Source organism: Myxococcota bacterium, from assembly GCA_041389495.1.
Taxonomy (GTDB): Bacteria; Myxococcota_A; UBA9160; order UBA9160; family UBA4427; genus JAWKRT01.
This window is the reverse complement of record JAWKRT010000004.1, coordinates 59405-78389: the sequence shown is the minus strand read 5'-3', so window position 1 is coordinate 78389 and position 18985 is coordinate 59405. Positions and strand designations below refer to the sequence as shown.

Below are 18985 nucleotides of genomic sequence, written 5' to 3'. Positions count from 1 at the left end.
GGGGCGCTCAGAACTTGGCGTCCTCTTCCTCGATCGCGCGGAAGACCTCGTCGAGGGACTTCGCCGCGACCAGCCGCTCGCGGAACGACTCGTCGCGCAGGAAGCGCGAGATGCGCGCGAGCGCCTTCAGGTGCTGACCGCCCGAGTGCTCGGGCACGACGAGTACGAAGAAGAGCTGCGTCGGCTGTCCGTCGATGGCGTCGAAGTCGACACCCGGGCGGCTGCGCGCGAAGGCCGCGAGCAGGCGGTCGATGCCGGCGAGCTTCCCGTGCGGGATGGCGACCGAGTCGCCGATCCCCGTGCTCTGGAGGTTCTCGCGCTCCGTCAGCACGCGCAGCAGCGTGGCCTCGTCGACGTTCGGCTCGGCCCCGGCGAGCGCGTGCGCGAGCTCGCGCAGCACGCCCTCCTTGTCGGTCGCGGCGAGGTCGAGGATCGAGGCCTCGCGCACGAGGATGTCCAATACCTTCATGGGGGCTCCGTGGAACGGCGGGCGGCGCGGCCTCGGCGCGCTCGGTCGGGCGGGGCGCGGAGCCTATCCGATCTGGCGCCGCTTCGTCGAGCTGAGCAGGTTCATCGCCTCGCGGTACTTCGTGACGGTGCGCCGCGCGATGTCGATGTCCGCCACCTTGAGCATCTCGGCGATCCGCTGGTCCGACAGCGGTCGCCGCGGGTCCTCGTTGGCGATGATGGTGCGGATCTTCTCCTTCACCGTCTCGCTCGACACCGCGTCGCCGTCGAACTTGCCGACGCCCGAGTTGAAGAAGTACTTCAGCTCGAAGATGCCCTGCGGCGTGTGGACGTACTTGTTGGTCGTCACGCGGCTGACGGTGGACTCGTGCATGCCGATGTCGTCGGCGACGTCGCGCAGGTTCAGCGGCCGCAGGTGCTGGACGCCGCTCTCGAAGAACTCGCGCTGGTACTTGATGATGCTCTGCATCACCTTGTAGATCGTGCGCTGCCGCTGGTGGATCGACTTGATCAGCCACATCGCGGAGCGCACCTTGTCGTGCACGTACTCGCGCGTGTCCTTCTCGACGCGCTTCCCGTTCGCGAGCACCTCGCGGTACATGTTGCTGATCCGCAGCTTCGGCAGGCCGTCCTCGTTGAGCACGACGTGGAAGTCGTCGCCGATCTTGTACACGTAGATGTCGGGCGTGATGTAGATCGGGTCGTCGCCGCCGAACGCACGGCCCGGCCAGGGCTCGAGCTGCCCGATCACGCGCGCCGCCGCCGCCACCTCCTCGAGCGGGATCGACAGCGCCTTCGCGAGCCCGCGGAAGTCGCGCTTGCGCAGCAGGTCGGTGTGGTCGCCGACGATCGCGAGCACGATCGGGTCGTCGATGCCGAGCGCCGCGAGCTGCAGCAGCAGGCACTCGCGCAGGTCGCGCGCGCCGACGCCGACCGGGTCGAAGCCCTGCACCTTGCCGATCGCGCGCTCGACGAGCTCCTCGTCGGCGCCGCTCTGGCGCGCGATCTCCTCGGCCGTCGAGCGCAGGTAGCCGTCGTCGTCGATGTTGCCGATCACCCAGCGCGCGACCGCCGCCTCGTCCTCGTCGAGGTCCGAGAGGTGGAGCTGCCACTCGAGGTGGCTCGTCAGCGTCTCGCGATTGCTGAGCGTGGCCTCGATCGACGGCCGATCATCGTCGCCGGCGACGCGCGGCGCGTCCATTCCGGTGTGGGGGTTCGAGTCGAGGTAGTTCTGCCAGTCGATGTCGTCGATCTTGTCGGCGTTGCTGGCTTCCTCGGTCTGCGCCTCGGGCTCGGGCTCGCTGACCGGGCTCGTCATCTCCGCGACCTCGTCGGCCGTCGCGGTGGGCTCCGGGGTGCGCTCCTCGGGCGACTCGTCGGAGAGCTCGCCCGGCGTCGGGTCCTCCTGCTCGAGGGTCTCCTCGAGCACCGGGTTCTCCTGCAGCTCCTGCTGGACGAGCGCCTGCAGCTCGAGCCGGTTGAGCTGGAGCAGCTTGATCGCCTGCTGCAGCTGCGGCGTCATCACCAGCTGCTGGCTGAGCTTGACCTGCTGCTTCAGCTCGATCGCCATCTTCGCCTAACCCAACCGGAAGTTCGCGCCCAGGTAGACTTCGCGGACCTCGGGGTCCTCGGCGATCTCGGCGGGCGTTCCGAGTCGCAGGATGCGGCCGTCCTTGATGATGTAGGCGCGATCGCAGATCGACAGCGTCTCGCGGACGTTGTGGTCGGTGATAACGACGCCGATCCCGCGGTCCTTGAGCTGTTCGATGATCTTCTGGATGTCGATCACGGCGATCGGGTCGACGCCCGCGAAGGGTTCGTCGAGCATCAGGTACTTCGGGTCGAGCACGAGGGCGCGCGTGATCTCGACGCGCCGACGCTCGCCGCCCGAGAGCGCGTCGCCGCGGCGGTTCGCCTTCTCCGTGAGCCCGAGCTCGGCGAGCAGCTCGCGAAGGCGCTCGCGGCGCCGGGCGCGATCCGGTTCCACCGTCTCGAGAATTGCGTTCACGTTGTCGGCCACCGTGAGGCGCCGGAAGATCGACGCCTCCTGCGGCAGGTAGGTGATCCCGAGCCGCGCCCGGCGGTACATCGGCAGCTCGGTGATCGCGCGATCCCCGAGGAAGACCTCACCGCTCGTGGGGCGAACGCTTCCGGCGATCATGTTGAAGGTGGTCGTCTTGCCGGCGCCGTTGGGGCCGAGCAGGCCGACCACCTCGGCGCCGTGCACCTCGAGCGAGACGTCGCGGACGACGTCCTTGTCGCCGTACCGCTTGCAGAGCCCGCGCGCGGAGAGGACGGCCGTCACGAGGCGTGCTCCGCGTCCGCGCCGGCCGGCGGGCACGCGGCGCCCTCTCCGCCCAGCTCGACCGAGGCCGCCCCCGTCACGCGGAAGTGCTCGCGCTCGAGGTCGAACTCGAGGCGCTCGCCGCGCACGACGTCGCAGCCCTGCACGAGCTCGGCGCGGCCGCTGCACACGACCGTGTCGTCGGCGCGCACGTAGACGGCCTCGTCGCAGTGCGCGACGCGGTCGCCCTGCACGACCTCGACCTTCCCGCGCGCGACGAGGCGCTCGGGCTGCGAGTCGCCCGGCGCGTAGAACGCGTCGAGCCGCTCGGTGCGGAGCTCGATGTCGCCCTGCCGCACGACGACACGATCGCGGAAGACGAGGTGGCGCCGGCCCTCCTGGCTGATGACGTCGAGCTGCTCGGAGCGGATGGAGATGGGCTCGTCCCGCCGCAGGGTCGCCCGCCCGGCCGCGTCCTCGACGGTCTCGGGCGGCCCGGTGCCGACCGCGGGGCCCTCCATTTCTAGAACGGCGTTCCGAACAGAAGCGAGCACCCGCTCGATTTCAGCTGCCCCCGAACCGGAGGGAACGTCCCACGCTTCCGCCACGCCGCCGCTGTGGCCCGAGCGCAGCTCGAGGCGAGCCCCGCCGGCACCGACCTCGCCGACGAGCACCGGCGCGCCGCCCGCGGCCCGCGACCAGGCCCGCACGCGGTCGGCGTCCGCGCGCGGCGGCACCGCCCCTTCCGCGGCAGCCGCTTCGCCGGTCGGCGCGACGAGCGCGAACGATGGATCCGCCGCAACCGCGTCGCGCAGCCTCGCGGCCAGACCGGGCTCCCCGCCCTCGGCCGTCGCGATCGGGCCGAGCACGAGCCGCGCCGCCGCCCGCGCGGGCGCCGCCGCGGCACCGCCGACGAGCGCGACGGCCAGCGCGATCGCGATGCCCCGCCGCCTCACGGCTCCTGCACCACCGTCGCGCCGCCTAGCAAGCGGAAGCGGTCCTCGCGTACGTAGTAGCGGAAGCCACCGCCCTCGAGCGTCGTCCCGGCCTCCGCGATGCGGACGGGCGCGTTCGTGTAGAGCAGGCCTTCCTCGTGGCTGTAGCGCACCCACGGAGCCCGGAACTCGCGTCCGTCGTCCGTGCGCCCGCGGACGTTGCCGCGCGCCCAGAAGCTGTTGCTGTCGAGATTCAGCGTGCCTTCGTCGCAGCGGATCTCGATCGTCTTCCCCGGGCTCGGATGGACGAAGGCCGTCACGCGGTCGAGGTCCGCGACGTCGGCGTCGGGGCGGTAGCGCGCGGTCTCCGCGCGCACGACGACCTCCGTGTCGTCGTCCGTGCTCGAGACGAAGGTCATGCCGGTGAGGTCGAGCGGAGGCGCCTGCGCGTAGCTGGCAGGGGCGGCGGAGACGGCGAGGAACGCGAGCGCGACGGCGGAGACGCAGGGCGACGCGGCACGGCGCAGCGAGGCGGTTCGATCGGGGACGGGCGGCATGTGCAACAACTGTACCAGCCGCCGACGATCCGGGAAGCGCCTCGAACGCGTTCGGCCTCGGATCGCGCTGCCCGGAAGTGGGCCGCTAGTCGACCTCGTGGCCGAACACGGTCCGGAACGGCTCGTGCGACCCGACCCAATGGGCCGGCCGGAAGATCAGCGTGTCGACGAGCAGCCCGACCGGGTACAGGACGTAGGCCGCGATGCGGAGGGGATGGCCGGAGCGCTTCGAATCGTAGTCGTCGGCGCGGGCGGCGAGCGGCGCCGCGCCGAGCAGGATCGCCAGCAGGAAGGCCGAGGTGAGCCGGCGGGCGATCGGGCGGGCGAGGAGAGGTCGGGCGAGGAATTGCACGGCGGGTCCACCTCCGGCGGCGCAGCGTATCGCGTCCATCGACGCGCTGCCGGGACGACACGAGCCCCGCGTCCGACCGGCCCCGCGCGGAGCTGCGTCTCCGAGCGACCCGTCCGGTCTCTGCGCGTGAGCCGATCTTCGCCCCGAAATCTCCCGATTCTTCATGCGAACGTCGTTCTGAATCGCAATGTTCCAGGGATCGCGGGGCACATCCCCAAGGATTCTGATCGGGATCGCACATTTTTCGGGCCGATCGATCGAAGGGCTGGCCATCTTCGTCCGAAGGGTGCAATATCCGGCGGCTCTCGCCCGGGCATTCCGGGCCGACCTCCGAAAGATCCGCGTGTGACCACCGAATCGATCCGCCCTTCCGGGACCAGGACCCGACAAATGGACAAGCGAACCCCGACCGGAGCAGAGAAGCTCATCCAGTGCCTCGAACGCGAGGGGGTCGAGTACATCTTCGGCCTGTCGGGCGGCGCTGCGATGCCCATCTTCGATGCGCTCGTCGACTCGAAGATCCAGCTGATCCTGACCCGCCACGAGCAGGGCGCCACGCACATGGCCGACGGCTATGCGCGCGCGACCGGCCGGCCGGGCGTCGTGCTCGTGACGTCGGGCCCGGGCGCGACCAACACCGTCACCGGCCTCCTCACCGCCCAGATGGACTCGGTCCCCATGATCGTGCTGTGCGGCCAGCAGATCACGCCGCTGCTCGGGAGCGACGCGTTCCAGGAGGCCGACGTCACGGGCATCACCTATCCGGTCGTGAAGCACAGCTACCTGGTGAAGGACGCGGCCGACATCCCGCGCATCGCGCGCGAGGCCTTCCACATCGCCACCACCGGCCGGCCGGGCCCCGTGCTGATCGACCTCCCGAAGAACGTCACGCAGGGGCCGTGCACGGCGGCGTTCGTCGACCGCGTCGACCTCCCCGGCTACCGCGTGCCGGGCCGCGGCGACCCCGACGCGATCGCGGCCGCCGCCGAGCACCTCAAGAGCGCGAAGCGGCCGGTGCTCTACGTGGGTCACGGCGCGGTGATCTCGGGCGCGGGGAAGGCCGTCGTCTCGCTCGCCGAGAAGCTGCGCGCACCGATGGTGAACACGCTGCTCGGCAAGGGCGCGGCGGACGAGACGCATCCGCTGCACCTCGGCATGCTCGGCATGCACGGAACGGCCTACGCCAACAAGGCCGTCGACGGCTGCGACCTCATCATGGCGATCGGCGCGCGCTGGGACGATCGCATCACGGGCAAGGTCGACGAGTTCTGCAAGGACGCGGTGAAGATCCACGTCGACGTCGACCCGGCCGAGTTCGGGAAGATCATCGAGTGCGACGTCTGCATCGAGGGCGACGCGCGCCTGGTGCTCGAGGATCTCGTGCCGCTCGTCGAGGCGGCGGACACCGAGGCCTGGCTCGCGCAGTGCGAGCGCTGGCGCCGGCAGTTCCCGCTCAAGTACCCGAAGCAGGGCGGCCTGCGCGCGCAGCACGTGCTCGACCGGCTCCACGCCCTGACGCGCGGCGACGCGATCATCACGACCGACGTGGGCCAGCACCAGATGTGGGCCGCGCAGTTCTGCAAGGCGACGACGAACCGCCACTGGCTCTCGTCGGGCGGCGCGGGAACGATGGGCTTCGGCTTCCCGGCCGCGATCGGCGCGCAGTTCGGCTGCCCGGGCAAGACGGTGTGGGCGGTGGTCGGCGACGGCGGCTTCCAGATGACGCTCTCGGAGCTCGCCACCGCGGCGATCCACGATCTCCCGGTCAAGTGCCTCGTCGTCAACAACAACTACCTGGGCATGGTGCGCCAGTGGCAGGAGCTGTTCTTCGAGAACCGGCTCTCCGGCGTCGACCTCGAGGGCAACCCCGACTTCGTGAAGCTCGCCAACGCCTACGGGATCCACGCGTGGCGCATCAAGCGGCCCGCGGACGTCGACCGCATCCTCGCCGAGGCGCAGGCCCACGCGGGGCCCGCGGTCGTCGTGGCGGAGGTCGTGAAGGAGGACAACGTCTTCCCGATGATCCCGTCCGGCGCGCCGCTCTCGGCGATGATCATCGAACCTCCGACCGAGCGGCTCGACAAGCCGGTCGGCAGCACGTGACGAGGAGCGCGCGCATGTCCGCCACGGTCCCGAGCCCCGCGCGGCGCACCGCCGCCGCCCCGCGCCGCACGCGCGACGAGCGCTCCGCGTTCGTCGCGACGAAGGACGCGAGCGAGGTCCACACGATCTCGCTGTTCGTCGCCGACAAGCCCGGCGTGCTCGTGCGCGTCGCGCTCGTCTTCGCGCGCCGCGGCTACAACATCGAGAGCCTCGTCGTGAGCCCCGCCAAGGAGACCGGCTTCTCGCGCATGACGATCACGTGCTCGGGCGAGCGCGCGACGCTCGGCCACATGATCAAGCAGCTCACGAAGCTCGTGGACGTCGTGCACGCGATCGACCACACCGGCGACGCGGCCTACGAGACGGAGATCGCGCTCGTGAAGGTCGAGTGCGAGTCGAAGGAGGAGCGCTCCGAGCTGCTCCAGCTCGCCGAGCACTTCGGCGCGAAGGTCGTCGACTACGGCAACGACAGCATGATCCTGCGCGTGTACGGTGCGAGCGACAAGCTCGACGCCCTGCTCCGCCTGCTCGCCGACTTCGACATCACCGAGCTCGTCCGCTCGGGCAAGCTCGTGATGGCCCGCGGCCGCGCGACGACCTGAGCCGGCCCGCGGGCCGCGCGCGGAGGAGCGGATGTCCGAGGCGGCCCCCGTCGCGCTCACCGGGTTCGAAGCCACGACGTTCGCGCACGACGGCGCGACGCGCCTCGTCCACCGCGGCGGGCGCGGCCCCGGCATCGTCGTGATGCACGAGATCCCCGGCATCACGCCCCAGGTCGCGGCCTTCGCCGAGCGCCTCGTCGCGGAGGGCTTCCACGTCGCGCTGCCCGAGCTGTTCGGAACGCTCGGCCGCCCGATCTCCGCCGGCTATGCGCTCGGGCAGATCGCGCGCGCGTGCATCTCGCGCGAGTTCCACGTGCTCGCGTCGAACGGCTCGAGCCCGATCACGCGCTGGCTGCGCGCGCTGTGCCGCGCCGTCCACGCCGACTGCGGCGGGCCCGGCGTCGGCGCGCTCGGCATGTGCCTCACCGGGAACTTCGCGCTCGCGCTGCTCGTCGACCCGGCGGTCGCCGCCCCCGTGCTCTGCCAGCCCTCGCTCCCGTTCCCGATCGGTCGCGAGCGGCGCCGCGGGCTGCACGTCTCGGACGACGAGCTCGCCGCGGCGAAGCGCCGCGTCGCGAGCGACGGCAGCTGCGTGCTCGGCCTGCGCTTCACGCGCGACCCGATGTGCCCGCCCGAGCGCTTCGAGCGCCTGCGGGACGAGCTCGGCGCGGGCTTCGAGGGCATCGAAATCGACTCCTCGCCCGGCAACGCGCACGGCATCGCGCGCAGCGCGCACAGCGTGCTCACGACCGACCTCGTCGACGCCGAGGGCCACCCGACGCGCGCGGCCCTCGAGCGCACGCTCGCCTTCTTCCGCGAGCGGCTGTGCGTCGCGGCTCCGGCCTAGCGTCGCGATGCCCCCCGCGCGCGGCTTCCAGAGCGACAACGCCTCGGGCCTCTGTCCCGAGGCGCTGGCCGCGCTCGTCGCCGCCAACGGCGAGGGCCACGCGCCTGGCTACGGCGCCGACGCGGCGACGGCGCGCGCCGCGGGCGCATTCGAGCGCCTCTTCGGCGACGACGTCGCCGTGCACTTCGTCGCGACCGGCACCGCGGCGAACACGCTCGCGGTGGCCGCGCTCGTCGAGCCCTGGGAGCAGGTCGCCTGCCACGTCGAGAGCCACTGGGCGCGCCACGAATCGACGGCGCCCGAACGCATCACGGGATGTCGCACGCGCGCGCTCGGGACACCCGGAAGCGACCGTCTCGCGCCCGGCGACCTCGCCCCGCTCGCGCGCGCGACGCCCGGCGACGTGCACGAGCCGCAGCCCGGCGTGCTCACGCTCTCGAACCCGACCGAGCTCGGCACGCTGTACCGCCCCGCCGAGCTGCGCGCGCTCTGCGAGCGCGCGCACGCGCTCGGCTACCGCGTCCACGTCGACGGCGCGCGCTTCGCGAACGCGGTGGCCGCACTCGGCTGCGCGCCGCGCGCGCTCGCGAACGACTGCGGCGTCGACGCGCTCTCGTTCGGCGGCACGAAGAACGGCCTCGCGTTCGGCGAGGCGGTGCTGTTCTTCCGCCAGGGCGACGACGCCGTGCGGCGCCGCGCGAGCGCGCGCTTCCCGTTCCTGCGCAAGAGCACGGGGCACCTGCTCTCGAAGCATCGATTCGCGACGGCGCCCTTCGCCGCCGTGCTCGAGAGCGGCGCGTGGCTGCGCCACGCCGCGCACGCGAACGCGATGGCGGCCGCACTCGCACGCGGCCTCGCGGACGCGGGCGCCGAGCTCCGCCACCCGGTCGAGACGAACGGCGTGTTCGCGCGCCTCCCCGAGCGCGTCGATCGCGCGCTGCGCGCCGCCGGCTACGCCTATCATCCGTTCGGGCCGCCCGAGGAGCGCGTGCAGCGCTTCCTGTGCAGCTTCGACACGACGCGCGACGACGTGGACGCGCTCGTCGCCATCGCGCGCGCGGCCGGCTAGGCCGCGCGCGCCGACCCCGCAGAGGAGGACCCCGTGAAGGAGCTGAAGGACCGGGTCGCGGTCGTGACCGGCGCCGCGAGCGGCATCGGGCGCGCGCTCGCCGAGCGATTCCTCGACGAGGGCATGCGCGTCGTCGCGGCCGACGTCGAGGCGCCCCGCCTGCGCGACGTCGTCTCCGCGCTCGCGAGCCGCGGCGAGATCGTCGGCGTGCCGACCGACGTCGCCGACGCGGCGGCCGTCGACCGCCTCGCCGACGCGAGCTTCGAGGCCTTCGGGCGCGTCGACGTGCTCTGCAACAACGCCGGCGTCCTCTCTGGGGGCTTCACGTGGGACACGCCGCTCGCCGACTGGCACTGGGTGCTCGGCGTCAACCTCTACGGCGTCGTCCACGGCGTGCGCAGCTTCGTGCCGCGCATGGAGGCGCAGGGAACGGAGGGCCACGTCGTGAACGTCGCGTCGATGGCGGGCGTCACGTGCGTGCCGATGGCGACCGTCTACCACGTGAGCAAGCACGGCGTCGTCGCGCTCTCCGAGTGCCTCTACAAGGAGCTCCTGCAGACGGGCTCGAAGCTGCGCGTCTCCGTGCTGTGCCCCGAGATGGTGGACACCGACATCGGCCTCGCCGAACGCAACCGCCCCGCCGCGCTGCGCACCGAGGACGCGAGTGCGATGAAGGCGCTCATCGTCGAGAGCACGGCGCAGGCCGCGAAGTCCGGGCTCGCGCCGAGCGTGATGGCCGAGCGCGTCGTGCGCGCGATCCGCGACGAACGCTTCTACGTGCTGTCCGACGACGCGGTGTGGCGCCGCCTCTGCGACCAGCGCCTCGACGACGTGCGCGAAGGCCGCAACCCGAGCCTCGGCCTGCCGGTCCCCGAGCCCGGCGCCGGCGCGGGAGAGGCGCGGTGAGCGCGCACGCCCCGTTCCGCTTCGGCGTCCAGTTCTCGCAGCTTCCGGCCGGCGAGTGGCAGGAGTGGGTCGAGCACGTCGAGGCGCTCGGCTACGCGAGCGTGCTCTGGCCCGACCACTTCGGCGACCAGTGGGAGCCGGTCACGGCGCTCGCCGCGGTCGCGGCCGTCACGCAGCGCGTCGCCGTCGGCTCGCTCGTCTACGACGTCGACTACCGCCACCCCGTCGTGCTCGCGAAGGCCGCGGCGACGCTGCAGATCGTGTCGGGGGGCCGGCACGAGTTCGGGATCGGCGCCGGCTGGATGCAGAGCGACTACGACGAGGCCGGCCTTCCGTTCGATCGCGCCGGCGTGCGCATCGCGCGTCTCGCCGAGGCGCTCGCCATCCTCCGGTCGATGTGGACGAACGAACGCACGACGTTCGAGGGCGAGCACTACCGGGTGCGCGACGTCGCGGCCGCCGCGCCGCTCGGCGCCCTGCCGCCGCCGCGACTCATGATCGGCGGCGGCGGCCCGAAGCTGCTCGCGCTCGCCGGCGCGCACGCGGACATCGTGGGGCTCAACCCGAAGGTGCACGAGGGGCGCGTCACCGCCGGGACGGCCGCCGACTGCGCGCCCGAGCGGATGCGCGAGAAGGTGCGCTGGGTGCGCGAGGCCGCCGAGGCGGCCGGGCGCTCGGCCGACGCGATCGAGTGGAGCTCGCTCGTCTTCGTCACCGCCCTCACCGACGATCCGAAGCCGCTGCGCGAAGCGCTCGCGAAGGGCAGCGGCATGACGGTCGAGCAGGTGGCCGACTGTCCGCTCTTCCTGACCGGGTCGCCCGCCGAGGTGCGCGAGCGCCTCGAGCGGCGACGCGAGGAGCTCGGGATCTCCTACGTCGTCGTGCAGGCGCGCGACCGCGAGGCACTCGAGACGTTCGCCGAGCACGTCGTCGCGCCGCTGTCGCAACGTTAGGCGGCCGGCATGCGGCTCTTCCAGCTCGACTACACCGTGCTCGTCGTCGAGGACCTCGACCGCGCCGTGGCCTTCTACACGGACGTGCTCGGCATCTCGCTGTCGCACCGCACGGGCGGCTACGCGCAGCTCGTCACCGGCCCGACGCGCCTCGCCCTCTACACGCGCGAGGCGATGGCCGCGACGCTCGGCCGGCCGATCGAGCCGCCGCCGGCGCCCGCGCGCGGCGCGGAGGGCGACGCGCCGCTGCGCGATCGCTTCGAGATCGGCTTCCTCGTCGCCGACGTCGACGCGGCCTTCGCCGAGATCGTCGCCGCGGGAGCCGCGCCCGTGAAGGAGCCGACGGATCGCTTCTGGGGGCAGCGCACGGCCTACGTGCGCGACCCGGACGGCCACCTGATCGAGCTCGCCCAGCCGCTCGGCGACTGAGGCGACCGAGCGCAGGGGCGCGACGCGCGCGGCCGCCTAGCGCCCCGTGAACGCGGGAGCGCGCTTGTCGAGGAAGGCGCGGATGCCCTCCTGGCCGTCGGGGGTCGCGGAGAGCCCGGAGATCGACCGGCTCTCGAGGTCGAGCTGCTCGGTCAGGTCGCGCGCCGCCGACGCGAGCAGCATGCGCTTCGCGACGCCGTAGGCCCGCGTCGGCCCCGCGGCGAGGCGCGCGGCGAGCTTCGACACCTCGCCCTCGAGCTCCGCGTCGGGCACGACGCGCGTGACGAGCTGCCAGTCGAGCGCCTCTGCCGCGGACAGCACGCGGTTCGTGAACACGAGCTCCTGCGTGCGGCGCAGCCCGATCAGGCGCGGCACGAAGAACGTCGAGCTGCCGTCGGGGCAGAGGCCGGCGTTCGTGTAGGCCATGGTGAACTTCGCCGAGGCGGCGGCGACGACCAGGTCGCACATGCACGCGACCGACAGCCCCGCGCCCGCCGCCGTGCCGTTCACGGCCGCGATCACCGGCGCGTCCATGCGCGCGAAGATCTCGACCGCCTCGTGCAGGATGTCCGCCATCTCGCGGAGGGCCGCTTCCGGGTCGGGGGCCGCGGCGAACGCGCCGAGGTCGCCGCCGGCGCTGAACGCCCTGCCCGCCCCGGTCAGGACGACCGCGCGCGCGCCCGACTTCGCGCACGCCTCCGCCGCCGCGCGGAGCTCGCGCATGAACGGGAGGTTCATCGCGTTGTAGACGTCCGGCCGGTTGAAGGTGATGCGCGCGACGGCGCCGTCGGAAGCGAGCAGGACGAGCGGATCGCTCACGGGCAGGGCTCCTCGGTGCGCGCTCGCCGGGCGGCGCGCCGCAGGGTGCGCCCGGAGTGCGGAGCGCACGCGATGGATGGGGATGCTAGGCGCCGTCGCGCGTCGCGAAGCGGCCCGCGCCGAATTCCGGCGGGAGGTTGAGCACCTCTTCGGGGAACGCGGACACCAGGAACCCGACGATGTCCTTCATCGACACGACGAGCAGCGGGCGCCCGCCCTCGTCCACCACCGGAATGTGCCGGAAGCCACCGACCTCCATCCGGTTGAGCGCCCAGGCGACGTGCGCCTCGCCGGGCAGGCATTCGGGGTCGGTCGTCATGACCTCGCCGAGCGTGTGCGTCGCCGGATTGTGACCGCGGTCGATGATGCGGATCAGCACGTCGCGCTCGGTGAAGATGCCGACGAGGCGGCTTCGCGTGGTGCCGTCCTCGGTGGCGAGCACGCAGCCGCGGTGCTCCTGCTGCATGGCCCGCATCGCCTGCGCGATCGTCGCCTTCGGCGAGAAGACGAGGGGCGCGCGGCGGTGCAGGCCGGCGAGCGGCTGTCGGAGCAGCGACGCGTCGAAGACGCGCAGCGCGCGGGCCGCCCCTTCGAAGTACTCCTCGTCGATCGCCTCGGGCATCGCCTCGCCTTCGCGCAGGGTGTCTTCCGCCATCGCGGTCTCCTCCGAGCGGCCGGCCGCTCGCGCGCAGTCTACCAGCCCGGCGACGCGCTCCACCCCGGCTCGCGCGACGTCCCCGCCACCCGCGCGCCCCGATCCGATACCCTGCCCGCCCGCAGCGCGCTGCCCGCAGGGCGCAGGAGGTGTCGCGTGAAGGTCGGACTCGTCAGCGCCGTGGTCTCGAACCCCTCTGCCGGCGTCGACGCGCTCGTCGACGAGGTCGTCGGCGCCGAGCGCGACGGCTTCGCGTTCGTGTCGCTCCCGAACATCTTCGGCGTCGACGCCATCACCGCGCTCGCCATCGCGGGCCGCGAGACGTCGCGCATCGAGCTCTCGACCGGCGTCGTGCCCGCGCAGCCGCGCCACCCCGTGGCGCTCGCGCAGCAGGCGCTGACCGCGCAGGCGGCCTCGCGCGGCCGCTTCGTGCTCGGCATCGGGCTCTCGCACAAGCTCGTGATCGAGGACATGCTCGGCCTCTCCTACGCCCACCCCGCGAAGCAGATGCGCGAGTACCTCGAGGTGCTGACGCCGCTCCTGCGCGGCGAGCCCGTCGACTTCGCCGGCGACCTCTGGCGCGTGAAGGCGGGGCTCTCGGTCGCGGGCGCGGCGCGCGTGCCGGTGATCGTCGCGGCGCTCGGCCCGCGCATGCTCGAGGTCGCCGGGCGCCTCGCCGACGGCACGGCGACGTGGATGACGGGCCCGCGCACGCTCGGCGAGTTCACCGCGCCGACGCTGCGGAAGGCCGCGACCGACGCGGGCCGGCCGGCGCCGCGCGTCGTCGCCGCCCTGCCCGTCGCGCTCGTGCGCGACGTCGCCGCGGCGCGCGAGGCCGCGAGCAAGATCTTCTCGATCTACGGGATGCTGCCCTCGTACCGCGCGATGCTCGACCGCGAGGGCGCGAGCGCGCCCGGCGACGTGGCGCTCGTCGGCGACGAGCGCACGCTGCGCGAGGCGCTCGGCGGCCTGCGCGACGCCGGCGTCACGGACTTCGCGGCGAGCCTGTTCGAGGCCGAGCCGGGCAGCGTCGAGCGCTCGCGCGCCTTCCTCGCCGCCGAAGCCGCGAGCTGAGCGGCGCACGAGCGCGCTCGGCCACACGGGCCGCGCGGCCGCGCCTAACGATCCGCCTCGCCGTCCGCGTCCGCGTTCGCCGACACTGGCGCGGCGCGGACGCCGGGGAGCACGTGCCCGTCGACGTCGTCCGGCACCGCGACGCCGAGCATCGCGGCGAGCGTCGGCGCCAGGTCCACCGTCGCGGCCTCGGCGTCCGAGGCTCCCGGTTCGACGCCGGCGCCCCACAGGACGAGCGGGACGTCGCGATCGTAGGGCCAGGGCGAGCCGTGCGTGGTGCCCGTCGCGTAGGTCGTGAAGAGGCAGCCCTCGGCGGGCTCGACGGCGAGGTCGCCGCTGCGCTCGGGGTCGCGCGAGCGGCGATAGGCCGCGGCCATCTCGTCCGCGCTCGCGTCGAGCTCGGCCGCCGTCCAGGCGCGCACGACGCCCGGCTGGCGCTCGAGCCACTCCTTCGCGACCGCGGCGACCTCGTCGACGCTGCGACCGGCAGCCGCCGCGCGCGCGCGGTCGACCGTGATCTGCAGCCCCGCGTGGTGCACCCAGGCGCGCGGCCACAGCACGCCGAGCCCGCTCGACAGCGCGAAGTGCAGGTGCCGGTCGAGCCGCCGGCGCATCGGATCGAGCGCGATGCGCGCGTCGGGCGCGGGACACGTCGCGCGCCCCGTCTCGGCGAGCCACTCCGGAAGCGGCAGCACTCCGTGGTCGGAGGTCAGCGCGACGACGAGCCTCCCGCGCCCGACGCGCGCCTCGACCGCGCGCAGGAACTCGCCGACGTCGGCATCGAGCCGCCGCAGCGCGTCGTACGCCTCGTGGCTCTCGGGCCCCCAGTTGTGGCCCACGGTGTCGGTGCCCGAGAGCGAGATGGCGAGCAGGTCGGGCACGGCGTCGTCGCCGAGACCGTGGCGCGCGAGCAGCGCGAACGCGAAGTCGAGCGTCAGCGTGTCGACCCACGGCGAGACGTAGACGTCGGCGAGCGCGGGAGCGCCGTCGCGTCCGCGCAGCGCGTGCGGGCTCGCGCGCCCGTGCTCGGCCGTCTCGAACGCGTAGTCGTCGATGCGCGCCGAGCCGAGCTGCGCGGGCGTGACGGCGTGCTCCCACTGCGCGGGAATCGCGGACAGGGCCGGCGCGTGCGCGTTCCACTCCGCGACCCAGCCCGGGAGCTCGGCGGCGTAGTAGCGGCTCGTCGTGAAGCCGAGCGGCGCCGCGTCGCCGAGCCAGTACGCGCCGTCCGGATGCTGCCCGCCGAGCGCGATCGCCGAACGGTCCTTGCCCGCGACGGCGAATACGCGCGACTCCCCGTTCGCGCGGTCGAGCCAATCGCCGAGCGCGTCGACCCGGAACGCGCGCGGCGAGCGCCCGACCGGCGTCGCCGCCCCGAGGACGCCGGCCGTCTCGGGGTCGTCCTGCACGCAGTAGCGGAGCTCGCCCGTCGCGGCGTCGACGAACGCGTTGGCGGGCGCGCCCGCCGGGCCCGGATGGCGACCCGTCGCGATGGCGACGTGGCCCGGGCACGTCTCGCTGCCGGCGTGCGCGAGCGACGCGCGCTCGAACGAGAGGCCCTCGCGCGCGAGCCGCCCGAGCCCGCCCGGAAGCGCGGGGTCGAGGCGATCGCGGCGCAGCTGATCGACCGTGAGCAGCACGACGAGCGCGGGCGGCGCGGCGGCCTCGGCAGAGGCGGCAGCTTCCACGGCGTCGGCGCGCGCGCCGTCGACCGGGACGAGCAGCGCGAGCGACGCAATGCCGACCGCGAGCCGCGCACGGCCCGTTCGCCGCGTTCCCGTTCCCGTTCCCGTTCTCATCCGACGTCTCCTCGCTCGGTGTCCGCACCGCCGCGCGCAGCGCCGAGCCGGCGCACCGCGAGCGTGCCCAGCGCGCCCGCGGCCGCGATCGCGACGACCGCGACCGCGACCCGGCCCCACTCGCCGTTCGCGACGGCATCGCCGAAGAAGCTGTAGAGCGCGAGCCGCGGCGCGAGTCCGCCGGCCGCCGCGAGCGCGAACGACGCGAACGCCATGCCCGACAGGCCGGCGGCCATGTGCGCGGGCGTCAGCACGCTCACCGGCACCGCCGTGTAGAGCGCCATCCACGGCGCGCCGCGCCGCGAGACGACGTCGTCGATCCAGCGCGCGCGCCCCGCGAGCCGGCCCGCGAGCGCGTCGCGGCCGAGACCGCGCGCGAGTGCGAACGAGAGCAGCGAGCTCGCCATGAAGCCGACGAAGCCCCACGCGAGCCCGCCCCAGAGGCCGAAGAGCAGGCCGCCCGCGCTCATCACGACGCCCGACGGCAGCCCGAGGAAGAGGCGGAGCGAGGCGGCGACGACGTAGATCGCGGGCGCCATCCAGCCGAAGCCCTCGATGCGATCGCGCAGCGTGCGCGGATCGAGGTCGAAGCCGAAGGTCGAGTAGACCCACACCGAGACGCCGATGCACGCGCCGATCGCGAGCACCGCGAGCGTCTGTCGGACCCGTACTCCCGGCGTCGTCGCCCGCACCGCGCCTCCTCCTGGCTCGGCTCCCGCGCTGCGCGCTATCGCCCCGCGCGGCGCGCGCGTAGGCTAGACGCGCTCGCCTGCGGCCGCTCGCGCCGCGGCGGGCACGGCGCCCGCGTCGACGGGCGTCGACGGACGGAGTGCGAGGCAGCGGGCGGGAGACGGAGGTGGGGATGGAGCCGGTTCCGCAGCGGCTGCGCGGCAAGCGCGCCATCGTGACGGGCGCGGCGAGCGGCATCGGCCGCGCGACGGCGCTCCGCTTCGCGCTCGAAGGCGCGCGCGTCGTGTGCGCCGACGTCGACGCGCGCGGCCTCGACGGGACGCGCGACGCGCTCGGCGCATCGCTCCGCGACCGGCTCGAGCTGCGCGTCGCGGACGCGGCCGACGACGCGGCCGTGCGCGCGCTCGTCGACGAGACGGAGCGCGCGCTCGGCGGCCTCGACGTCGTCTTCGCGAACGCGGGCGTCAGCGGCCGGCTCGCCCCGTTCTGGGAGCTCGACGTCGATGAATGGGAGCGCGTGCTGCGCGTGAACCTGATCGGTCCGTTCCTCGCGCTGAAGCACGCCGTCCCGGCGATGCGGCGCGCGGGCGGCGGCGCCTTCGTCGCGACGGCCTCCGTCGCCGGCCTGCGCTCGGGCGCGGGGCCGACGCCGTACAGCGCCTCCAAGGCCGGCGTCGTGAGCCTCGTGCAGACGAGTGCGCACCAGCTGCGCGGCACGGGAATCCGCGTCAACGCCGTCTGCCCGGGCCTCGTCGAGACCGGGATGACGCAGCCGCTGTTCGACGCCGCGCGAGCGAGCGGCAAGGGCGACCGCATCGGCCAGCTGAACCCGCTCGAGCGTCCCGGCGAGACGCGCGAGATCGCCGCGGTCGTGGCGTTCCTGGCGAGCGACGACGCGTCCTACGTGAACGGGCAGGCGATCCCGGTGTGCGGCGGACTCTCGGCGAGCCACCCGGCGGTAGTCGGTCGCCTCTTCTGAGCGGCGCGGCCGCGCTCCCGGCCCTCAAGGTGCGGGGACCGCGCCGCGATAGAGGCCGGTCATGGAGCCGCGCCCCCACGTGGAGCCCGTCGCGATCGTTCCGGCCCGCACGCTCGCACGCGCGCGGACGCCCCGCCCGGCCGGCCGCATCGCCGGCGTCGCACCCGGGCGGCGAAGCGCCTCGTCGCCGAGGCCCGCCGCATGCGCGTAGGCATCGCGGCCGAGGGCACGCGCGGCGACGTCGCCCCCATGCTCGAGCTCGGCGCCGCGCTCGCGCGCGACGGACACCGCGTCGCGTTCGCCTGCGCGCCGGGCTTCCGCGAGGTCGTCGAGCGGCGCGGGATGCGCTTCTGCGCACCATCCTCCGATGTCCACGCCTTCGTCGCCGCGAACGCGCGCGCGATCGCGCGCGGCGGCCTGCGCGCCGCCCTCGCCTTCGACCGGTTCGCGCGCGAGAGCCTCGCCGCACAGATCGACGCGTCGCTCGCGCTCGCCGCGGAGAGCGACGTGATGATCGGCGCCGGCGTGCAGCTCGCCGCGGCGAGCGCCGCCGAGCACGCGCGCATTCCGTATCGCTACGTCTTCTTCTGCCCGGTGATGCTCCCGTCGCCCGAGCACGCGCCCTTCCTGCTTCCGTTCGCGAGCGGGCCCGCGTGGCTGAACCGCGCGCTCTGGCGGCTCTTCCTGCCGCCGTTCCGGCTCTCGATCGCGCGCGCGATCGCGCCGCACCGCCGCCGCCTCGGGCTCCCGCCCGCCGGCGACGTGCTGCGCCTCCTGCTCACCGACGCGCCGATCCTCGCGGCCGACCCGGCGCTCGCGCCGCTCGGCGCGCACCTCGCGCACACCGTCGAGCGCATCGATCGCATCGCCGCGCTCCACGCGTTCGATACGAGCGTGCCGCTGCCCGAGAAGCTCGAGCGCTTCCTCGAGGCGGGCGAGCCGCCGGTCTACATCGGGTTCGGCAGCATGTCGGATCCGGATCCCGCAGCGACGACGCGCACGCTGCTCGACGCGGTCGAGCGCGCCGGCTGCCGCGCGCTGATCTCGACCGGATGGGCGGGGCTCGGCGACGGGGCGCTGCCGTCGCACGTCGAGCGCGTCGGCTCGCTGCCGCACGCGGCGCTCTTCCCGCGCTGCGCGGCCATCGTCCACCACGGCGGAGCGGGCACGACGACGACGGCGGCGCGCGCCGGCACGCCGCAGGTCGTCGTGCCGCACATCGCGGACCAGTTCTGGTGGGCCCACGCCGCTCGCGCGCGCGGCGTGGCGGGCCCGGCCGTCTCGCGCGCGCGCCTCGACGCCGACCGCCTCGCGACGGCGCTCCGCGGCGTGCTCGACAACGAGTGGATGGCGGAGCGCGCGCGTCAGCTCGCGGCGCGGATGCACGCGGACCTCGTCGCGCTCGGCCCGCCCGCGCGCGTGCTCGGACTCGGGAGCGCCTAACAAGCCGGCGGACCGCCCGGG

Annotated in this window: 20 protein-coding genes; 10 read left to right on the top strand and 10 right to left on the bottom strand. The window is 73.9% G+C overall.

The genetic code is table 11. The annotated features are described in order from the left end of the window. Window positions 1–7 precede the first annotated feature (7 nt). The 6 genes from R3E88_18835 to R3E88_18810 all read right to left on the bottom strand — a co-directional run bounded on the left by R3E88_18835 (window position 8) and on the right by R3E88_18810 (window position 4596). A complete protein-coding gene (locus tag R3E88_18835; GenBank protein ID MEZ4218539.1) occupies window positions 8–469 on the bottom strand; it encodes a PTS sugar transporter subunit IIA in 462 nt (153 codons plus the stop codon). 63 nt (window positions 470–532) lie between these two features. Next, window positions 533–2038 (bottom strand): RNA polymerase factor sigma-54, encoded by a 1506-nt coding sequence (gene rpoN / locus R3E88_18830; GenBank protein MEZ4218538.1) that lies wholly within the window; start codon window positions 2036–2038, stop codon window positions 533–535. A 6-nt stretch (window positions 2039–2044) separates the two neighbouring features. Beyond that, entirely contained in the window at window positions 2045–2773 is a 729-nt protein-coding gene (lptB, locus tag R3E88_18825) for an LPS export ABC transporter ATP-binding protein (protein MEZ4218537.1), read from the bottom strand. Next, window positions 2770–3708: an LptA/OstA family protein gene (locus R3E88_18820; GenBank protein MEZ4218536.1), complete on the bottom strand. Its 939-nt coding sequence runs from the start codon at window positions 3706–3708 to the stop codon at window positions 2770–2772. Before R3E88_18820 ends, lptB begins: the two co-directional genes overlap by 4 nt. Beyond that, window positions 3705–4244 carry an LPS export ABC transporter periplasmic protein LptC gene (gene lptC / locus R3E88_18815; GenBank protein ID MEZ4218535.1) on the bottom strand — a complete coding sequence of 180 codons (540 nt, stop codon included), beginning with the start codon at window positions 4242–4244 and terminating at the stop codon, window positions 3705–3707. The genes R3E88_18820 and lptC overlap by 4 nt, the downstream gene beginning before the upstream one ends. 85 nt (window positions 4245–4329) lie before the next feature. Next, on the bottom strand, window positions 4330–4596 hold the full coding sequence (locus tag R3E88_18810; protein MEZ4218534.1) for a hypothetical protein: 267 nt from the start codon (window positions 4594–4596) through the stop codon (window positions 4330–4332). A 390-nt stretch (window positions 4597–4986) separates the two neighbouring features. Between R3E88_18810 and ilvB the strand changes: the two genes are divergently transcribed. From ilvB to R3E88_18775, 7 genes are read left to right on the top strand one after another with little or no spacing between them, the layout of a single operon-like run. After that, window positions 4987–6699 (top strand): biosynthetic-type acetolactate synthase large subunit, encoded by a 1713-nt coding sequence (gene ilvB, locus R3E88_18805; GenBank protein MEZ4218533.1) that lies wholly within the window; start codon window positions 4987–4989, stop codon window positions 6697–6699. Window positions 6700–6713: 14 nt separating this feature from the next. Continuing rightward, complete coding sequence (gene ilvN / locus R3E88_18800) at window positions 6714–7301, top strand: acetolactate synthase small subunit (GenBank protein ID MEZ4218532.1); 588 nt, start codon at window positions 6714–6716, stop codon at window positions 7299–7301. A gap of 31 nt (window positions 7302–7332) precedes the next feature. Next, window positions 7333–8148, top strand: coding sequence for a dienelactone hydrolase family protein (locus R3E88_18795; protein MEZ4218531.1), 816 nt, complete (start codon window positions 7333–7335; stop codon window positions 8146–8148). A gap of 7 nt (window positions 8149–8155) precedes the next feature. Then, window positions 8156–9217, top strand: coding sequence for a beta-eliminating lyase-related protein (locus R3E88_18790; GenBank protein MEZ4218530.1), 1062 nt, complete (start codon window positions 8156–8158; stop codon window positions 9215–9217). 33 nt (window positions 9218–9250) lie between these two features. Next, window positions 9251–10123 (top strand): SDR family NAD(P)-dependent oxidoreductase, encoded by an 873-nt coding sequence (locus R3E88_18785; protein MEZ4218529.1) that lies wholly within the window; start codon window positions 9251–9253, stop codon window positions 10121–10123. Further along, window positions 10120–11076, top strand: coding sequence for a TIGR03621 family F420-dependent LLM class oxidoreductase (locus tag R3E88_18780; protein MEZ4218528.1), 957 nt, complete (start codon window positions 10120–10122; stop codon window positions 11074–11076). Before R3E88_18785 ends, R3E88_18780 begins: the two co-directional genes overlap by 4 nt. Window positions 11077–11085: 9 nt before the next feature. Continuing rightward, window positions 11086–11505, top strand: a complete 420-nt coding sequence (locus R3E88_18775) for a VOC family protein (protein ID MEZ4218527.1) — start codon at window positions 11086–11088, stop codon at window positions 11503–11505. A 36-nt stretch (window positions 11506–11541) separates the two neighbouring features. Here the strand turns inward: R3E88_18775 and R3E88_18770 are convergent, their stop codons facing one another. Together R3E88_18770 and R3E88_18765 are read right to left on the bottom strand one after the other, a co-directional pair. Continuing rightward, a complete protein-coding gene (locus R3E88_18770; GenBank protein MEZ4218526.1) occupies window positions 11542–12324 on the bottom strand; it encodes an enoyl-CoA hydratase-related protein in 783 nt (260 codons plus the stop codon). Between the two features lie 85 nt (window positions 12325–12409). Beyond that, complete coding sequence (locus tag R3E88_18765; protein MEZ4218525.1) at window positions 12410–12979, bottom strand: CBS domain-containing protein; 570 nt, start codon at window positions 12977–12979, stop codon at window positions 12410–12412. 156 nt (window positions 12980–13135) lie between these two features. Here R3E88_18765 and R3E88_18760 point away from each other — a divergent pair, with 156 nt between their 5' ends. After that, window positions 13136–14053, top strand: coding sequence for a TIGR03564 family F420-dependent LLM class oxidoreductase (locus tag R3E88_18760; protein ID MEZ4218524.1), 918 nt, complete (start codon window positions 13136–13138; stop codon window positions 14051–14053). A 44-nt stretch (window positions 14054–14097) separates the two neighbouring features. On the opposite strand, the gene R3E88_18755 is transcribed toward R3E88_18760, so the two are convergent. Beyond that, window positions 14098–15852, bottom strand: coding sequence for an alkaline phosphatase family protein (locus tag R3E88_18755; GenBank protein ID MEZ4218523.1), 1755 nt, complete (start codon window positions 15850–15852; stop codon window positions 14098–14100). Further along, window positions 15849–16544: a VTT domain-containing protein gene (locus tag R3E88_18750; protein ID MEZ4218522.1), complete on the bottom strand. Its 696-nt coding sequence runs from the start codon at window positions 16542–16544 to the stop codon at window positions 15849–15851. The genes R3E88_18755 and R3E88_18750 overlap by 4 nt, the downstream gene beginning before the upstream one ends. Before the next feature lie 170 nt (window positions 16545–16714). On the opposite strand from R3E88_18750, the gene R3E88_18745 reads away from it, so the two are divergent. Next, a complete protein-coding gene (locus tag R3E88_18745) occupies window positions 16715–17521 on the top strand; it encodes an SDR family NAD(P)-dependent oxidoreductase (GenBank protein ID MEZ4218521.1) in 807 nt (268 codons plus the stop codon). A gap of 201 nt (window positions 17522–17722) precedes the next feature. Further along, window positions 17723–18964: a glycosyltransferase gene (locus tag R3E88_18740; protein MEZ4218520.1), complete on the top strand. Its 1242-nt coding sequence runs from the start codon at window positions 17723–17725 to the stop codon at window positions 18962–18964. The last annotated feature ends 21 nt before the right edge of the window (window positions 18965–18985 follow it).